At 65.5% G+C, this 17,341-nt stretch carries 13 protein-coding genes; 1 reads left to right on the forward strand and 12 read right to left on the reverse strand.

All coding sequences use genetic code 11. The features are described 5' to 3' along the window. Positions 1–62: 62 nt before the first annotated feature. Positions 63–365 carry a hypothetical protein gene (locus BMZ79_RS05105; protein WP_090637260.1) on the reverse strand — a complete coding sequence of 101 codons (303 nt, stop codon included), beginning with the start codon at positions 363–365 and terminating at the stop codon, positions 63–65. 264 nt (positions 366–629) lie between these two features. Next, a complete protein-coding gene (locus BMZ79_RS05110; protein WP_090637262.1) occupies positions 630–1,052 on the reverse strand; it encodes a MarR family winged helix-turn-helix transcriptional regulator in 423 nt (140 codons plus the stop codon). A gap of 284 nt (positions 1,053–1,336) precedes the next feature. On the opposite strand from BMZ79_RS05110, the gene BMZ79_RS05115 reads away from it, so the two are divergent. Continuing rightward, complete coding sequence (locus tag BMZ79_RS05115) at positions 1,337–5,611, forward strand: sulfite reductase subunit alpha (RefSeq protein ID WP_090637263.1); 4,275 nt, start codon at positions 1,337–1,339, stop codon at positions 5,609–5,611. Positions 5,612–5,712: 101 nt separating this feature from the next. On the opposite strand, the gene BMZ79_RS05120 is transcribed toward BMZ79_RS05115, so the two are convergent. The 10 genes from BMZ79_RS05120 to BMZ79_RS05165 all read right to left on the reverse strand — a co-directional run bounded on the left by BMZ79_RS05120 (position 5,713) and on the right by BMZ79_RS05165 (position 17,334). Beyond that, positions 5,713–6,318 (reverse strand): hypothetical protein, encoded by a 606-nt coding sequence (locus tag BMZ79_RS05120; RefSeq protein WP_090637265.1) that lies wholly within the window; start codon positions 6,316–6,318, stop codon positions 5,713–5,715. An 18-nt stretch (positions 6,319–6,336) separates the two neighbouring features. Then, positions 6,337–7,434, reverse strand: coding sequence for a hypothetical protein (locus tag BMZ79_RS05125; protein WP_143088896.1), 1,098 nt, complete (start codon positions 7,432–7,434; stop codon positions 6,337–6,339). A 274-nt stretch (positions 7,435–7,708) separates the two neighbouring features. Further along, positions 7,709–9,694: an FtsX-like permease family protein gene (locus tag BMZ79_RS05130; RefSeq protein ID WP_090637269.1), complete on the reverse strand. Its 1,986-nt coding sequence runs from the start codon at positions 9,692–9,694 to the stop codon at positions 7,709–7,711. After that, entirely contained in the window at positions 9,666–10,439 is a 774-nt protein-coding gene (locus tag BMZ79_RS05135; protein WP_090637270.1) for an ABC transporter ATP-binding protein, read from the reverse strand. Before BMZ79_RS05135 ends, BMZ79_RS05130 begins: the two co-directional genes overlap by 29 nt. 82 nt (positions 10,440–10,521) lie before the next feature. Continuing rightward, the gene (locus BMZ79_RS05140) at positions 10,522–11,514 is read right to left on the reverse strand and encodes a sensor histidine kinase (protein WP_090637272.1); all 993 of its coding nucleotides are present in this window, start codon (positions 11,512–11,514) and stop codon (positions 10,522–10,524) included. Then, positions 11,511–12,209: a response regulator transcription factor gene (locus BMZ79_RS05145; protein ID WP_090637274.1), complete on the reverse strand. Its 699-nt coding sequence runs from the start codon at positions 12,207–12,209 to the stop codon at positions 11,511–11,513. Before BMZ79_RS05145 ends, BMZ79_RS05140 begins: the two co-directional genes overlap by 4 nt. Before the next feature lie 21 nt (positions 12,210–12,230). Next, the gene (gene vanT, locus BMZ79_RS05150) at positions 12,231–14,435 is read right to left on the reverse strand and encodes a serine racemase VanT catalytic subunit (protein WP_090637276.1); all 2,205 of its coding nucleotides are present in this window, start codon (positions 14,433–14,435) and stop codon (positions 12,231–12,233) included. Next, a complete protein-coding gene (locus BMZ79_RS05155) occupies positions 14,425–15,306 on the reverse strand; it encodes a D-alanyl-D-alanine carboxypeptidase family protein (RefSeq protein WP_090637278.1) in 882 nt (293 codons plus the stop codon). Before BMZ79_RS05155 ends, vanT begins: the two co-directional genes overlap by 11 nt. 91 nt (positions 15,307–15,397) lie before the next feature. Beyond that, positions 15,398–16,486: a D-alanine--D-alanine ligase family protein gene (locus tag BMZ79_RS05160; RefSeq protein ID WP_090637279.1), complete on the reverse strand. Its 1,089-nt coding sequence runs from the start codon at positions 16,484–16,486 to the stop codon at positions 15,398–15,400. A 218-nt stretch (positions 16,487–16,704) separates the two neighbouring features. Beyond that, positions 16,705–17,334 (reverse strand): FMN-dependent NADH-azoreductase, encoded by a 630-nt coding sequence (locus BMZ79_RS05165; RefSeq protein ID WP_090637281.1) that lies wholly within the window; start codon positions 17,332–17,334, stop codon positions 16,705–16,707. Positions 17,335–17,341: the final 7 nt, after the last annotated feature.

Consider the following 17,341-nt stretch of genomic DNA (forward strand, 5'->3'; position numbering starts at 1 on the left):
CGCAAAAAAGAGACAGCGACGAATCGCTGTCTCTTGAACGCGTAAGCGCTATACGATTAAAGTTAAATGCGTTCCGGCTGTTGGCCTGCGGGCATTGCCTGCTGTTCTTTCGCGAACTTCGGCTGCAGCGCGTGGAACAACGACCCGAGCAAAAGCACTTGTATGCCGCCGATGATAAAGCCGAAGCCGACCATCAGGCCCAAGTTCGTGTCTTTGAAATCATGAACGAAGCAAGCGCTCATGATGATGCCGATGAGCATCAATCCAAAACCGATGCGCGGCATCAGGGACGTCCAGTACTTGATTTTCTCCGCTTGGGACGGGACGATCGCTTCGGTACCAGTTGTTTTTTGGGTTTCGTTCATCGTGCAACACTCCCGGTGACGTTTTATAGGAATAGTATAACACAATTTTGTCACGAAGCGTTCACTTTTTGTTCAATTATTAAAAAAATATTTTATCTTGCGCATCGCGAAGACTCGCCGCCCTCCCCATACGAGCGCGTAGCAGCGCCGCGCGCAAAGAAGCGCCCGCCGATTACCGCTTCCTTATCGGAACCGAATCGGCGGGCGCTTGCGCGTTCGAAGCCTTCTCCCTACGCTTGCGCGGCCGAGCCTCGCGGCCGTCGTTCAAGCTTCGTTGGAGTCCAGATGCGAATAATCCTTGAATTCCAGCAGCCCCGCCCGCTTCAACTCTTCCATATGAATCTCCGAGAGCTCCTCGAGGATCTCCTTCGCGGCGTCCGTCAACCGAATGAAAATGCTTCGCCGGTCGTTCGGATTCGGAAACCGCTGGACGAGGTCGAGCTCCTCGCAGCGCTGAATGAGCTCGATGCAGGAATTCGGCGTGATCTGCAGCCGTTCCGCCAACTCTTTGGGCGTGGCGTGCTCGCGGCCCGGGAAGCCCATGATCGACAGCATCAGCTGATGGTACTGCGGCGTCAAGCCCTTGCTTCGGGCCGCCTCTTCGCTGAAGCGGATGAATTTGCGGATTTGGTAGCGGAAATAAGCAAGCTGTTCGTAGATCGGTTTGGGCAGTCGTTCCTTCGCCATCGGTTTGGCCCCTTCCTGAAGTCGTTGGTTGCGTGCGATGCGGCTTCCTCGAGGCGTGCGCATCCTCGTTTCCTCCTATCTATACGCGCGGACGCGCATCTCCTTGTCAGGACTTTCCCGCGCACCGCAAATACTTTTATGTCATATTAAATAACATAAACCATCCGATGACGATTGACAAGATTTAATGCGTTATATAAACTAACATTAAAAATCCAGTTTGTTCGTAATCCGACATATCGATGTCTTGCATACGGGCAGCTGATCCGGCAAGGTGATGCAGCGTGACCACGAAACAGGTAAAAAGCGTTTGTCCTTACTGCGGCGTCGGCTGCGGCATCGTCATGGACGTCGAGGGCGGCCGCGTCGTCAAAGTATCCGGCGACAAGACGCATCCCGCGAATTTCGGCCGGCTGTGCACGAAAGGCGCCACCAGCGCCGCCGCGATCGCCGAATCGGGCCGGTTGGCTTCCGCGCACAAGCGAGACGCGCGCGGGCTGGCCCCGTCGCCCGTCGGCATGCGGCGGGCGATCCGCGAAACGGCCGGCAAGCTCCGCGCCATTCTCGACGAACACGGCCCGGACGCGCTCAGCTTCTACGTATCGGGCCAAATGTCGCTCGAAGCGCAGTATCTCGTGAATAAACTCGCCAAGGGATATGTAAGGACAGTTAACATCGAGTCTAATTCCCGGCTGTGCATGGCCAGCGCCGGCAGCGGCTACAAGCTGTCGCTCGGCGCCGACGGACCGCCGGGCTCGTACGAGGATTTCGACCGGACGGATCTCTTCTTCGTCATCGGCGCCAACATGGCCGACTGCCATCCGATTCTGTTCCTCCGCATGATGGACCGGGTCAAAGCCGGGGCGAAGCTGATCGTCGTCGATCCCCGCCGCACCGCGACCGCGGATAAAGCGTCGCTGTTCCTGCAAATCCGGCCCGGCACCGACCTCGCCCTGCTGAACGGCCTGCTGCACCTGCTGCACAAGCAAGGCGCCGTCGACGAAACGTTCGTCGCGGCCTATACGACCGGCTGGGAAGACATGCCGGCCTTCCTGGATGCGTACGACCCGGCGAGCGTGGCGCAAGCCACCGGCATTCCCGAAGCGGACATCCGCCGGGCTGCCGCGTGGATCGCCGAAGCGCCGGAATGGATCAGTTGCTGGACGATGGGGCTGAACCAGAGCACGCACGGCACATGGCAGACGAACGCGGTCTGCAATCTCCACCTGGCGACCGGCGCGATCTGCCGTCCCGGCAGCGGCCCTTTCTCCTTGACGGGCCAGCCGAACGCGATGGGCGGCCGCGAGATGGGCTACATGGGCCCGGGGCTCCCCGGCCAGCGATCGGCGCTCGTCGAGGAGGACCGCCGGTTCGCCGAAGATCTATGGCGGCTTCCGCGAGGAACGCTGCGGGCCGAAACGGGGCCGGGCACCGTCGCGATGTTCGAGCGCATGGCGGCCGGCGACATCAAAGCCTGTTGGATTATCTGCACGAACCCCGTCGCCTCCGTCCCGAACCGCGGCACCGTCATCGCCGGCCTGGAAGCCGCCGAGCTCGTCGTCGCGCAGGACGTATTCCTGGAGACGGAAACGAACGCCTACGCGGACTATCTGCTCCCGGGGGCTCTGTGGGCCGAGGCCGAGGGCGTCATGATCAACTCGGAGCGCAACCTGACGCTGATGCGCAAGGCGGTCGATCCGCCGGGCGAGGCGCTGCCGGACTGGATGATCGTCGCGCAGGTCGCCTGCGAAATGGGCTTCGCCGACGCGTTCTCGTACGCGTCGTCCGAGGACGTCTACCGCGAGCTTCAGCGGGCGTGGAACCCGAAGACCGGCTACGACCTGCGCGGGGCCGGCTACGATCGGCTCGGCGAGACGCCCGTGCAATGGCCGGCGGCGGCTGACGGCCCGAGCCGCAATCCGGTCCGCTACTTGAACGACGGCGCCGGCCCGCGGCTCGCCGTCCGCGAGGACGGCAGCGTGCCGCGGATCGTCTTCCCGACGCCGTCCGGCAAAGCCGCGTTCTTCGCCCGCCCCTTCCTTCCGCCCGCGGAGATGCCGGACGCCGAGCGGCGGTTCGTGCTGAACACGGGCCGCGTGCAGCACCAATGGCATACGCTCACGAAGACCGGCAAGATCGCCGCGCTCAACAAGCTGAACCCCGGGCCGTTCGTCGAGATTCATCCCGAGGACGCGGCCGAGCTCGGCATCCGCGAACGCGATCTCGTCGAGATCGCGTCCCGGCGCGGCAAAGCCGTCCTGCCGGCGGTCGTGACGGACCGCGTGATGCCCGGCGGCTGCTTCGCGCCCTTTCATTGGAATGACCTGTTCGGCCCGAACCTCGCCGTGAACGCGGTGACGAGCGACGCGGCGGATCCCGTATCGCTCCAGCCCGAGCTGAAATTTTGCGCGGTCTCGTTGAGGCGGACGACGCGTACGCAGGCGAATCAGGAGCGAACCGGCGGCGATCCCGTCGGCTCTCCCGCGCTCGAGCCCGCCGATTGGCAGCCCGCGGCCGAAGCGAGCGCCGCATTATTCAAGGAGGAGATCTTTATGGCCAAAGTGGATACATTGGCAAACATGCTGGGCATCGAATCGGGTTCCCCCATGACGCTCGACCAGCATGAGAAAATGTACGTGGCCGGCTTCATCGCCAGCCTGCGGACCGACGAAGCGGCGGCGGCGGCCGGCGTCCCCGTTCTCCCTCCGACCGCGCCGCTCGAGCCGTCCAAGCGGCTCTGGCTGGACGGCATCCTGGCCGGCATGTTCTCCCGCGCTTATTTGCCGGCGGCTGACTACGGATCGGGCGGCGCGGGCCAGGCGAACGGATCGGCCGTTTGGGGTGCCGCCGCGCCGATGTCCGGCGCGGCGATTGCCGAAGCGGCGGCCGCTCCCGCCGGCGTCCCGGACGCGCGGCGCCAAAGCGGCGCGCCGGCCGGCGCCCGGCCGGCCGAGGGGACGCGAACCGGCGTCACGATCCTGTGGGCGTCGCAAACCGGCACGGCCGAAGCGGCCGCGATCGAATGCGCCCGGCGGCTGCAGCTGGCGGGCAACGACGTGCGCCTCGTGAGCATGGACGCCTACGATATGGCCGAACTGCCGTCCGAGCGGCTGGTCGTGCTCGTCGCGAGCACGTTCGGCGCCGGCGATCCGCCGGATAACGGCGCGCGGTTCTGGCAGGCGCTTTCCGAAGACTCCGTCTTCCGGCTCGAAGCGCTGCGCTATGCGGTGCTCGCCTTCGGCGACTCCAGCTACGATCAATTTTGCGGCTTCGGGCGCAGTCTCGACGAGCGGCTGGGGCAGCTGGGCGCCAAGCGGCTGCTGGACCGCGCGGACTGCGACGCCGGCGGCGAGGACGCGCTGGACGCATGGCACCGGACGCTGGAGTCGGAAGTGAAGGCGCTTCGCGCGATCGACCCGGCAGCCGAGCCCGCCGACCGGCATTACGACCGCAACCATCCGCTGCCGGCGAAGCTGCTGGCCGCGCGGCCGTTGAACGGCCCGGGCTCGGAGAAGGATACCCGCCACTACGTGTTCGATCTGAAAGGCACGGGCCTCCGCTACGAAGCCGGCGACGCCCTCGGCGTCTGGCCGACCAACGATCCGGAGACGGTCGCGGATATCCTGGACTCGCTCCGGCTGCCGCCGGACGCCGAAGTCCACGTCAAGGGCGAACGCACGACGCTCGGGGCCGCGCTGCTCAAGCAAGCCGACATTACGCGGATCACGCCCGCGCTGCTGGAACTCGTTCGCGACCGCTCCGGCAGCGACCGGCTTGCCGCGCTGCTTCGGGACGATGCCAAGCAGGAGCTGAAAAAATGGCTTTGGGGCCGCCAGCCCGCCGATCTGCTGCGGGAGTTCCCGACCAAGGCCGGCGCGGAAGAGCTGCTTGCGGCGCTAAGGCCGCTGCAGCCGCGCCTGTACTCCATCGCTTCGAGCGCCGCCGCTCATCCCGGCGAAGTGCACATCGCGGTCTCGACCGTCCGTTACGAGCAGAACGGCAAGCTCCGCAAAGGCGTCTGCTCCGTCTACCTCGCGGAACGCGCGGACGAGGCGGCCGAGGTGCCGATCTTCGTGCAGAAGGCGCCGCACTTCCGCCCGCCCGCCGATCCGGCCGCGCCGATGATCATGGTCGGCGCCGGAACCGGCGTCGGCCCGTTCCGCGGATTTCTGCAGGAGCGCCGGGCGTCGTCCGCCGTAGGCCGCAACTGGCTGTTCTTCGGCGAGCAGCGCGAAGCCTGCGACTTCTACTTCCGGGAAGAGCTCGAGGACATGCGGGACGCGGGCGTGCTCCACCGGCTGACCACCGCCTTCTCCCGCGATCAGAAGGAGAAGGTGTACGTGCAGCACCGCATGCTGGAGCACGGCGCGGAGCTCTGGGCCTGGTTGAAGGCGGGCGCGCACTTCTACGTCTGCGGCGACGCGGGGATGATGGCGAAGGAGGTCGAAGCCGCCCTGAAGCAGATCATCCAGCGGCACGGCGGCATGAACGAAGCCGAGGCCGGCGCTTATATCCGGGAGATGGCGCGCGCGAAGCGATACGCGCGGGACGTGTACTGAGCGTTTTTCCAACCTAAGGCCCCGATGACGCAAAACGCAAAAAGCAGTCCGCCCGGTTCGTCCCGGACGGACTGCTTTTCCTATTCGCGCCTTCGGCCCCGTCAAGGCCCCGGCTTCCGCTCCCGCAGCAGCTTGGCGATCTCCTCGTCGATCGCGTCGCCGCGCTCGCCCTGCCGGAGCTCCGCCAGCGCTTCGGCGGCGAGCGCGTCGTCGCTCAGCCCGCGCAGCCGCTCCTCCTGCCCTTCCGCCGACGCGGCACGGCCGGCTTCCCATTCGGACGACGCGGCGAGCGCGCGCAGGCGCAGCTTGTCGTGCTTCGCGCCGGCTTCGTCCACCGCTTGCTTGAACGCGGCGTAGCGCGCCTTCGTCCGCGCGACGTCGTCCGCCATGCCGCGCACGGCCGCCTCCTGCGAGGCCGCCTGCCGCCGGCGCTCGTATTCGCGCTCCAGTCCCGCCCGGGCGGCGCGCTCGTCGCCCCGCGCCGCCGCCTGCTCGGCCGCCGCGCGGAAGCCGTCGGCTTGCCGCTCCAGCCCCCGCAGCCGCTCCTTCGCGGACAGCAGCCCGGATTCCAGCTTCCCGATCGCGACGGCGAATTCGCGCAGCTTCTCGCCCGCGGCTTCCGTATAGGCTTCGAACGACGGCTCGCCGCGGCCGCCGGCGCCGCTTTCGGACGCCAGCCAGCCTTTGATCCGCTTGATCAATCCCATTCCGCCGCCTCCGCCGTATTAGTCTTCGCAGTATTTGCGCTCATCCGCCGGCTGGAACGACGCTTGCGTGATGAACCGGCCGGGCTCGCCGTCGTCCCCGTACTCGTAGACGAATACATGGCCGCGCGGGATCTGATGGCCGAGCACGCGGACGTACGGGGCGTTCACCCGGTACACCGACGGGAACGGGCAGCAGTACCAGTACGAATCTTCCTTGATCATGCCCTGCGCGAGCAGCTCCTCGACCGTCGACTCGTACTCCCGCTCGACCGGCGTCTCGACGAACAGCTCCCAATGCTCGGTCAGATCCTCGATCGCCTGCGCGCGTTCGCCGGAACGGTTGATGTCGCGGATCGCGAGCTCCGAGGTCACCTTCCAAATATCGTCCGAGTCGAGCTTGCACGACTTGAACGCCGACCCGGAACGGATCGGGCGTGCGGGGATCCGCTTCAGCAGCTCGGGCTCCTTCAGCCCTTGCGCGATCAGGATGAAATTGGACAGCGCGATCCAATATTGCTCCTCCGCTTCCTCATGCGACTCGGGCGATACGCGGCGGCCGTTCGAAATCGTGCCGACGATGGAATCCCCGGCTTGGCGTCGCGTGCGCGCTTCTTCGTACAGCAGGATCGCTTCCTTAAAGCGCTCGTCTTCGTTGCGGGCGAGGTCGACGTCGAGCCGCAGCAGCTCCTCCATGTCGCCGGCGGCGCGCCGCAGCCCGGCCAAATGCGCTTCCGGGCAAGGCTTCGGCCCTTCGATCTGCTCGCCGAGCGTCACCGGCAGCGGAGTCCGCGCCGAATTCGCGAAGGCCGCTTCCTGCCGCGCCGCGACCATGATGTCCGGGAGCGCGCCGTACCAGACGTCCGCTTGATCGTGCGTAACGATCGGCACCGGCTTCGGCTCGTCGCCGTCCAGGGCGTCACCGATCAGCGCGTCCGCCATCGTCTGCAGGCTCCGCGCCGCCTGCACGAACGCCTGCGCCCGCGGCGAGCCGCTGCCGGCCAGCTCGGCGTGCAGCGCATACACTTGCTCGCCCAATCGTTTGTACGCTTCCAAATGCTCGATCGGGCATATTTTCTGCCCCGTGATTCCCTCGCGCAGCCAATCCATCAATCCCATGTTCCCTAACCTCCAAGTGGCGTAAGTTAAAAAAATGTACGCACCGCGCGTCGACATGTTTCACATTTTTTGTAATCCGATGATGTAAAACGGCCCTCTCAGCATACCACACGCGCGGGCCGGCGGGGGCACGCGGACCGAAAAAGGACGCTGCGGCAAGAAGCGCGCTTCGGGCCGGCCGTCTTCCCGGACCGCGGCCGAACGGCAAAAACCCCCGGCGACAAGACCGGAGGGTTACCGTTGCAAGCCGCGCATGCCGCGGCGATGCCGACGCTCAGCGCGTCAAGCCGGGCTCCGCCAGCCTGCGCCGCAGATGCTCGACCGCGCGCCAGCGGGCGATCAGGAAATAGACGAGCTGGATGGCGACGAACGACGCGAAGATTGCGAGCGAATGCGCCACGACGGAGTAATCGACGAGCAGCTGCAGCGCGAAGAACGCGACCGAGCTGTGCACGAGCGCCATCAGCAGCGGCACGAAGAACATGATGAACAGCTGCCGCGTCATGATCCGGCTCAGCTCTTTGCCGCTCAGGCCGACCTTGGCGATCATGCCGTACTGCCTCTCGTCGCGGTCCATGTCCGCGTACAGCCGGAAGTAGATCGTGCTCGCCGCGAACGTGAAGAAAACGATGCCGACGAGGCCGCTGACGATGAACAGCATGCCGTTCTCCTGCTTGGACGAGACCCATTCCAGCGCGAGCGAACGCAAGTAGTCGTTGCCGCTCCCGCCGTTGTTGACCCGGTCGACGAGCTCCTTCGACAAGCCGACGGTCTTCTGCCAGTCCGGGACGGCGAAGAGATACGTCCGGGAGAGCGACGTCTTATCGGTGACGCCTTTCTGCAAGCGGTCGTACAGGCCGTCGGTCACGACCAGCGTGCCGGCGTAGCCGACGTCCGGCAGGACGATGCGTGGCACGTATTTGACGATGTGCGCGTCCGTCTTCTGGCCGCCGACAACCAGCTCGACGGGGGTCGGATTGGCAGCAAGGCCGTTCGCCGTCCCCTCGCCGCCCGCCGGATTGCCGGATTGCTCCCAATCTTCCTTCTGCCAGAGATAGGACGGCGTCAGGAACGTCTCTCCGTCTCCGGCCAACGCTTCGGCGGGATATCCGAGATCCGCGGCAAGCCGGTTGTATTCGCTCAATTTCACCAGCGTGTACGACGAGTCGGTCTGCAGCGGCGACATCGGATGCACCGTGTACGGCCGGCCGGCCGATTGGAGCGCGCGGCCGATATCCGCGACGGCGGCGGGCTCCTTCGAATAATCCGCCGAATAGGACGAATAGCTGTAGGCGTACGGATTGTACATCGCCGCGAGCCCCGGATCCCCGAGCGCCAGCGTCGTGCCGATGCCGGTGAACGCCACCGCCGAGACCACCGCCACGATGAAGAACGTTGCCGCGTTGTCGCGCATCCGGTACGTCAATTCCGACAGCGTCAGCATGTTCGTCCGGCGGAAGAACAGCTTCTTCCCCCGCAGCGCCCGCAGCGCGTACACGCTCGTCTGGGTGAACAGAAAGTACGTGCCGGCAATCGACAGCGCGACGCCGGCGAGCAGCTGCTGGAACGAGAAGTGGCGGTTGATCGCGAAATCGAGCACGATGCCGTACCCGCCCGCGAGCAGCAGCACCGCAAGCGCCGACAGCCACGGCGAAGCCGCCGGTTCGGGCTTCGGTTTATCTTCGGCCAGGATCAGCTCGGCCACCCGCTCCTTGCCGGCCATGACGGACGTCAGCGACGCGATCATGAGGAACAGCACGCCGAACGCGACGACCGTCAGCAGGACCGCGTTCAGCGGCACGTAGAAGCGCAGGCCGTCCTCGATGGCCAGCAGCCGCGCGCTCGCGAGCAGGATCAGCTTGGAGAAGATCAGGCCGAAGCCGATGCCGAACGCGAGGGCGGCGAAGCCGATCCAGGCGTTCTCGACGAAGAGCATCCGGTTCAGCTGCCGCCGCGACATGCCGAGCAGGATGAGAATGCCGAATTCCTTCTTGCGCAGCTTCAGGAACGCCCCGACCGAATAGAGCAGGAAGAAGAACGAGAAGACGAAGATAATGACCTCCGACACCTGCATGCCGATGGTGCCGAGCCGGCTGAGCGTGCCGCTCGACGAGACCAGCTCGCCCTTCAGGTCGGGATGGAACAGCAGCAGCGCGTACGTGAAGAAGATCATGACCGAGAACGCGCTGCTGAGAAAGTGCGCCATGTAGATCCGCTTGTTGCGCAGGACGTTAAGAATGGCGAACCGGCGAAAATTCATGCTCCGACCCTCCCATCATCGACAGCAGGTCGATGATCCGCTGATAGAACGCGGCGCGGCTGTCCCCGCAGTGAATCTCGTTGTACAAGCGGCCGTCCTTGATGAAGACGACGCGGTGGCAGTAGCTGGCCGCGGCCGGGTCGTGCGTCACGAGCAGCATGGTCGTGCGGTCCGCTTCGTTGCGCTTCTCCAGGATTTCCATGACGTCGCGCGCGGCCTTCGAATCCAAATTGCCCGTCGGCTCGTCCGCGAGCACCAGCTTGGGCCGGTGGACGAGCGCCCGGGCAATCGCCGTCCGCTGGGCCTGCCCGCCGGAGATTTCATAGGTGCGCTTGCCCAGGATCGCCGAGATGCCGAGTTTGGCGGCGATTTCGTCGGCGCGCCGATTCATCTCGCCGAGCGGCACGCCGTCGAGCACGAGCGGCAGCAGGATGTTTTCTTTGACGGTCAGCGTTTGCAGCAGATTGTAGGCTTGAAAGACGAAGCCGAGCTCCCGGCGACGGAACAGCGCCAGCTGGTCGTACGTAAGCCGGTACGGGTCCTGGCCGGCGATCCGGACTTCGCCGGACGTCGGCTTGTCGATCGTCGACACCATGTTGAGCAGCGTGGTTTTGCCGCTTCCGGACGGACCCATGATGCCGACGAATTCGCCCTCGGCCACCGTCAGGTCGATATCCGCGAGCGCTTCGTACGAGACGGCCCCCGCGTAGATTTTGCCGAGATTGCGAACGGTTAGCAGATCCATCTCCTGTCCCCCTTGATTCATCGATGCCTCCAGTGTACCCGCTCGGGCGCCCGCGCTCCTATTGATCGCCCTTTCAGCAACCTTACAACGTTGTAAGCCGGCGGCCGAACGCGATGCGCACCGCGGTGCCGGCGCCGACCTCCGATTCCAGCTCCAGCCGCAGCTCCAGCTTCTTGGCCACCTCGTTCGCCAAGTACAGGCCCATGCCCGTCGATTCCTTGAACGACCGGCCGTTCTCGCCGGTGTAGAACGGCTGGAACACCCGCTGCCGGTCGGCTTTCGGAATGCCGACGCCGCGGTCGCGGATCTCGAGCACCGGCGCGCCGTCCCGCTCGAACGCCGACACCGTGACGGTCCGGCCGCTGCCCGACGAATATTTAATGGCGTTGGACAGCAGCTGCAGCACAATAAACCGAAGCCATTTGGCATCGGTCTGCACGACGAAGCGTTCGTCGACGTTCACTTCCGGATAGACGTGGCTGCGGATGAACAGGCGTTTGTATTCGTGCACGGCCTCGTTCGCCGTCTGCCGCAGGGACACCGGCTCCACGCCGAAATCCTGCTCGAACGTCTCGAGCCTGGCCGTATAGAGCATCATTTCGATGCCGTGCCGCATCCGGTCGCCTTCCTCCGAAATGCTTCGCAGGCGCTCGTCTTCCTCGTCCTGCGTGATCATTTCGATGACGGAGAGCGGCGTCTTCATCTGGTGCGCCCATTGGTTGATGAAGGTCAGATGCTCCCGCTGCTTGCGCTCCCAGGCTTGGATTTCGTTGCGGTAGTGGCTGTATTGGGCGTCCAGCAGGCGGCCGAGCGCGGACGGCAGCGGCGCCGTCTCCCGGCGTCCGACGGATTGGCCCAGCGAGCCGAGCCGCTCCGTCAGCCGGGCATAGAAGCCGCGATGCGTGAAGTAGCGGATGAGCAAGTAGCAGCTGAGCAGCACCGCGCTCAAAAATACCGCGTAGAGCGCCGTCGACGGCCGCGCGAAGCCGTCGAGGCGATAGACGAGCAGCACGACGGCCCACTGGAGCGCCGACCAGAACAAGAGCGGCAGATGCTCGCGCGCGAACAGCTTCATCGCGGAGCCTCCTCCGTCCAGACCGGGTTCAGGCGGTAGCCCGAGCCGCGGACCGTCTCCAGCGCCTGCTCGATGCCGAGCTCGGCCAGCCGCTTGCGGATGCGCGTAATGTTCACGCTGAGCGTGTTGTCGTCCACGAAAGCATCGTCCCACAGCTTGTCCAGGATCGTCTCCCGGCTCACCACGCGCGGACTTCGCTCGAGCAGCGTCTCGATCAGCACCGTCTCCTTCTTGCTCATGGCGACGGACCGGCCGTTCAAGTGGAGCTCCATCCGCTCCGGATAGAGCAGCAGGCCGGCATGGCTGACGATCCGCTCCTTGGCGGCGAGATCGCCGTACGCCCGCCGGAGCTGGTTGCGGATCTTGGCCATCACGATCTCGTAATGAAACGGCTTCGTCATGTAATCGTCGGCGCCGTTCTCGAGCGCCATCAGCTGGTCCATCTTGCCGCTCCGGGCCGAGATGACGATGATCGGGCAGCTGGATACCGCCCGGATCTGGCGGCACCAATAATACCCGTCGAAGCTGGGCAAATTGATGTCGAGCAGCACCATATGGGGCTCGAGCTCCCGGAACCGGTCCAGCACCGCGTCGAATTCGTCGACGATGACGCCGTTGAAGCCGTATTTCCGAATATGGGCCTGCAGCATCGCGGCGATCTTGCCGTCGTCCTCGACGATCATGATATCGTACATGGTTCCTTGTATCCCTCCTTGTTACCGCAGCGCGTGAAGCCCGGCGAGCGCCTTCCGCGCGGAACGACGTCCGGCTTCGGGAACGAACCGCTTCGCCGCCCGCATCCCCATCGCGCAGACGATCTCGTTCGTGATCGTGCCGGTGCGCGCCGCCATCTCGCCCGCGGTAATCCGCTCTTCGCCGTCCTCCCCGATGATCGTCGCCGCGTCGCCTTGGCGGACGTCCGGAATGCCGCTCACGTCGACGGTCAGCTGATCCATGCAGATGCGGCCGACGATGGGCGCCCGCCGCCCGCGGATCAGCACGCTGCCGCCCCGCTCGGACAGCTCGCGCGGAATGCCGTCCGCGTAGCCGATCGCGACCGTCGCGATCATCGTGTCGGACGCCGCCGTGAAGCTCCGGCCGTAGCCGACGGATTCCCCCGCCTTGACGGGATGCACCCGCGAGACGCTGGCCTTCAGCGCGAGCACGGGACGCAGGTCGAGCCGGGTCCGGGTCGCGTCGCTTTCCGAAGACAGCAGCCCGTAGAGCGCGATGCCCGGTCGAGCCAGATCCATATCGAGATCGGGGAAGTTCAGGATGCCGTAGCTGCTTTGCAGGTGCAGCCGTCCCGGATCGAGGCCCGCCGACCGGACGAGGGCGACGGCGCGCCGAAAGCGGTCGATCTGTTGGCGGCTGAACGCGATGTCGGCCGGATCGAGGCTGTCGGCTTCGGCGAGGTGGCTGTACGTGCCCGTTACCTCCAGCCGGCTGTGCCGGTACATCGAGCGGATTTCGTCGTCGTTGTCGCTTTGCTCGCCGAGCCGGTTCATGCCGGTGTCGATTTTGACGTGCACCTTGAACCGGCCGCCGTGCGCCTGCAGCCGCCGCGCGTCGTCGGCGTGGATGACCGTCTGCGTCAGCTTCCAGCGGATCAGCTCCGCCAGCCGCTCGGTCGGCGTGTAGCCGAGCACGAGAATGTCGCCTTTCACGCCGGCCTTCCGCAGTTCGACCGCCTCGCCGATTTCCGCGACCGCGAAATGGCGGACGCCGCCGCGATAGAGACGCTTGGCGACGCCGACCGCGCCATGGCCGTACGCGTTCGCCTTGACGACCGCCATGAGGCTCGTCCCTTCCGGCAGCGCCTCCCGCAGCGCACGCGCGTTATGGTCCAGACGCGCCAGGTCGATCTCCACCCACGCCCGCTGCCCGCCGGGCTTCCGCGAAGCTCTAGGTAACGCGAGTATAGCAAGCGCGGCGGCGATCAGCAACGTCAGCGCGGTCACGGAGGCGAAGAATACGAAGCTGTTGCCGATCACGACCGTTTGCAGACCGGCGAGCTTGGCGGCGCCGCGCACCAGGATAATGACGAGCGGGTGGAGCAGGTACGTCGCCGTGCTCATGTAACGGAGCCGGCGGCGCGACCGGCTGCTCCGCGCCGTCAGCAGGCGGAACAAGGCGTAATCGGCCGGAATGAGCGCGATGTACATATCCTCGTGCAAGGGCAGCCCGAGCCGGTGCAGCACCGTGCCTTCGAGCAGCAGCAGGGCGAGCGATGCCGCGAACAAGCCGCCGTACCACCGGGCGGAACGGCCGCTGCCGCTGCCGTCACCCGCACGCGTGCCGGCATATGCGCCCAAGGCGATGAACAGCGGCGCGAAGAACAGGCCGTTGCGCGTCTGGCCGAAGACGTCGAACAGCTGCGCATAGAACCCTGAGAGCGCGCCGGACTTCGCGGACAAGCCGTAGTAGCTGTCGCCGAACAAGCCGACGGCGTACAAGGCGCCCGCCAGGATCAGGATCGTCCGGTCGCGCAGCCGGAGCCGCAGCGCATAGACAATCGCGGTGCCGAGCAGCAGCGCGGGCAAATACCAGAGGTGATAAAACGTGCCGCCGAAGAAGAGGTCCCGCAGCAGCGCGCCGACCGTCAGACCCGGACCGAAATGGCCGGTATACAGATTCACCGGCAAGTAAAGCAGCAGGCCGAGCGCGTACAGGCCGCCGACCCGCCATAGGAACCGTTTGACCGGCGGCTTGTTCCGCGTCCCGTCCTTCGCGGGGCGGAAGAAGAAGAACCCGGATGCCAGGAAGAAGAACGGCACGGTGAGGTGCGAGAGAATGCCCGTCAGGACGAAATCGGCTTCCTTGTTCCACGAGGCAAGCGGTCCCGTATGGTTGGCGATGACGAACGCCGCGGCGACGAGCTTGACGAGGTCGACGCGGCCGAAGCTGCGGTCAGCGGCCATGGCGCTTCGCCCCCTTGCCGTAAACGGCCGTCACGACGAAGCCGTCCTCGTTGTTGCCGGATACGTCCCAGTCCGCCGCGCCGGCGGCGGGTACCGGGACGGGCGTGAAGCCGCTCGCGGCCGGCACGTAGTACGTCTCGGCCAGAAGGCCGGCGTCCGCGACGATCAGATGCTTCCCGCCAAACGCGTAGGTCTTCATGAACGCGGTATATTCCTCGAGGCACAGGTTTTCGCGCGCCATCACGGCCGCATGCGGGCGGCCGACGTAGCGAAAATGCCACGGCTCGCAGGCGATGCCCGTCACCGCCGTCTTGCCTTCCTCGTAACGCTGGATGAAGCCGTACGCCGGCGCCAGCCGCTTGAACGAAGCGGCCTCTTCCGCGCCCTCCGAGAACGACGGCGCGATGTAATCGAGCCCGCCGTCCGCGAGACCGACGTCGACGGCCAACCCGGTCTGATGCTCGCTCGCGCCGGGCAGCGCGACGTAGCTTTCGGTGTAAGCCGGTCCGCGCTCGCGCAGCGTGTCCAGGTAGATCTCCCGCTGCTTCTCCTTCGAGCGGTAGCCGCTCACGACGGCGATCCGCTCACGGCCGCCGCAGCCGTCCAGCAGCGCCGTGAGCTGCGCGAGGCATTCGGCGTCGAGCGCGACTTCGGGCTCTTGGCTGCTCGCCTCCTGCAGCAGGCTTCCGGCCATGGGGGCGAGACGCGTCTCGAACGTCCGCACGGGATGCGCGGCGTTGACCAGCACCAGCTTGCCGCTGCCCACCCGCTCCCCGCCCAGGTAGACCGTCCGGTACGCGCCTGCGAGCGGAGCGCCGCCGCGCGGCGGCCATGCCGGTTCTTCTATAGGTTTTCTCGTTATCGGGATCATATGCGACTTCTCCTCGCTTCCGGTTGGTTGTTCTTACGCTATGTGCAGGCGGGCCGCGCGGCAGTTCCTATCGGTTCGCCTTTCAGCTCTCTTACAGCGCCGTAAGGCGGGCGGGAACGGCCGGTCGGCCGCGCAGCGCCTCTTCGACGAGCCGGTCGAGCAGGTCCGGGAAGGCGAGTCCGGCGGCCCGCATCATGTTGGGATACCGGCTCGCGGGCGTAAAGCCGGGAATCGTGTTCGCTTCGTTGAAATAGAGCGCGCCGTCCGCCGCGAGGAACAAATCGACGCGCGCGTAGCCGCTGCAGCCGAGCGCCCGGTAGACGCGCAGCGCCGTCTCGCGGGCCTCGTCCGTCTTGGCCTTCCCGATGCGGGCCGGCAGATGGATGGACGACGTGCGCAGCGAATATTTCTCGTCGTGGTCGAAGAAGCCGCCCGAGAGCTCGATCTCGTCGAGCGCGCCGGCGAAGAGCTCCGTCCCGCCGAGCACCGCGCAGCCGATCTCGACGCCGTCGACGTGCGTCTCCACGACGAGCTTGTCGTCGTGCCGCAGCGCTTCGGCGATGCCGGCCTCCAGCTCCGCCGGGCCGTGCGCTTTCGTAATCCCGATGGACGAGCCGGAGCGGGCGGGCTTGACGTAGACCGGGTACGCGAGCCGATCGAGCCCGCCGCGTTCGCCGGCCGCCCATTGCGCCGCGGTCAGCGTCGCCGCTTCCGGGACGCGGACGCCGGCCGCTTCGACGAGCGTCTTCGCGACCGCCTTGTCCATGCAGACGGCGGACGACAGCGAGCCGCAGCCCACGAACGGCAGATCCGCGAGCTCGAGCAGCCCCTGCAGCGTCCCGTCCTCGCCGTTCCTGCCGTGCAGCACCGGGAAGACGGCGTCGAGCGGCGTGAAGCGGTATTCCGTTCCGGCCAGCTCGAACAATCCCTTGCGCGACCGGTCCGGCGACAGGAAGGCGGTCACGCAGCCGGGATGCGCCGCCCAGCGGTCGTCCCGAATGTCGTCTTCGCCGCCGAAGTAGCGCAGCCAGCGGCCGTCCCGCGTAATGCCGATCAGGGTCAGGTCGTATTTCGAGCGGTCGAGCTCCCGGATGACGGCGGCCGCCGACGACAGGGATACCGCGTATTCCGTCGACGCGCCGCCGAACAGGACGCCCAGCGCGATTTTGTCGTTCATCATGATCTCTCCTCGCATGAATCGATGTCGTGAAGTCTGGTTCGCTTTCCCTTACGAGTGTAGCCGCCTCCCTTCGATTCACCTATTGATTCGGCTTTCAGCAACCTTACAAGCTTGAAAGGCAAAGGAACGCGCACGACAAAAAGGGCAAGAGAGAACGCGTCTCTCTTGCCCCATATGGATGGCCGGAAATCATTCCGGACTGCCGATTGGCGGATGAATTAGAACGATTTTGCGAGATCTTGCGCCGCGGCGATGGCTTTCGCTTTGGACTCTTCGGCGTTGGCAAGCGCCATGCCTTCGACGTACAGCGGCTCGAAGGAAGGAATGCCGAAGAACGTGGCGATTTTTTTCAGGTAGCTGAAGCCGCTCTCCATGACGGCTGCCGGACCCGCGGAATATACGCCGCCGCTAGCTTGGATGTGCAGGCCTTTCTTGTCGGTCAGCAGGCCGACCGGACCTTCGGACGTGTATTTGAACGTTTTGCCGGCTACGGCGACGGAGTCGACGTACGCTTTCAGCACCGGCGGGAACGAGAAGTTCCACATTGGCGAGACGAAGACGTATTTGTCGGCCGCGACGAATTGGTCGACGAGCTGGCCCAGGCGGGCGACTTTCGCTTTCTCGGCGTCGGACAGTTGATCGAAGGCCGTGCCGGATTGCAGCTTGCCCCAGCCTGCGAAGACGTCGGCGTCGATTTGCGGGATGTCCGCTTGGAACAGGTCGAGGTGAAGAACTTCGTCGGACGGATTCGCTTCGCGGTAAGCCTCGATGAACGCTCTGCCTACGGCCATGGAAGCGGAAACGCTGTGATCGTGCGGGTGTGCAGTAATGTACAGTACGGTTGCCATTATCTGT

This window comes from Paenibacillus sp. UNC496MF (assembly GCF_900113915.1).
GTDB lineage: Bacteria > Bacillota > Bacilli > Paenibacillales > Paenibacillaceae > Paenibacillus_Z > Paenibacillus_Z artemisiicola.

What these genes read in the sequence shown, in the direction of transcription:
- BMZ79_RS05110 (WP_090637262.1), bottom strand. Translation starts at nt 1,052, where the DNA reads ATGGCGAAGGAACGACTGCCCAAACCGATCTACGAACAGCTTGCTTAT.
- BMZ79_RS05130 (WP_090637269.1), bottom strand. Translation starts at nt 9,694, where the DNA reads ATGAATTTTCGCCGGTTCGCCATTCTTAACGTCCTGCGCAACAAGCGG.
- BMZ79_RS05140 (WP_090637272.1), bottom strand. Translation starts at nt 11,514, where the DNA reads ATGAAGCTGTTCGCGCGCGAGCATCTGCCGCTCTTGTTCTGGTCGGCG.
- BMZ79_RS05120 (WP_090637265.1), bottom strand. Translation starts at nt 6,318, where the DNA reads ATGGGATTGATCAAGCGGATCAAAGGCTGGCTGGCGTCCGAAAGCGGC.
- BMZ79_RS05145 (WP_090637274.1), bottom strand. Translation starts at nt 12,209, where the DNA reads ATGTACGATATCATGATCGTCGAGGACGACGGCAAGATCGCCGCGATG.
- BMZ79_RS05165 (WP_090637281.1), bottom strand. Translation starts at nt 17,334, where the DNA reads ATGGCAACCGTACTGTACATTACTGCACACCCGCACGATCACAGCGTT.
- BMZ79_RS05160 (WP_090637279.1), bottom strand. Translation starts at nt 16,486, where the DNA reads ATGATGAACGACAAAATCGCGCTGGGCGTCCTGTTCGGCGGCGCGTCG.
- BMZ79_RS05105 (WP_090637260.1), bottom strand. Translation starts at nt 365, where the DNA reads ATGAACGAAACCCAAAAAACAACTGGTACCGAAGCGATCGTCCCGTCC.
- BMZ79_RS05135 (WP_090637270.1), bottom strand. Translation starts at nt 10,439, where the DNA reads ATGGATCTGCTAACCGTTCGCAATCTCGGCAAAATCTACGCGGGGGCC.
- BMZ79_RS05125 (WP_143088896.1), bottom strand. Translation starts at nt 7,434, where the DNA reads ATGGGATTGATGGATTGGCTGCGCGAGGGAATCACGGGGCAGAAAATA.
- vanT (WP_090637276.1), bottom strand. Translation starts at nt 14,435, where the DNA reads ATGGCCGCTGACCGCAGCTTCGGCCGCGTCGACCTCGTCAAGCTCGTC.
- BMZ79_RS05155 (WP_090637278.1), bottom strand. Translation starts at nt 15,306, where the DNA reads ATGATCCCGATAACGAGAAAACCTATAGAAGAACCGGCATGGCCGCCG.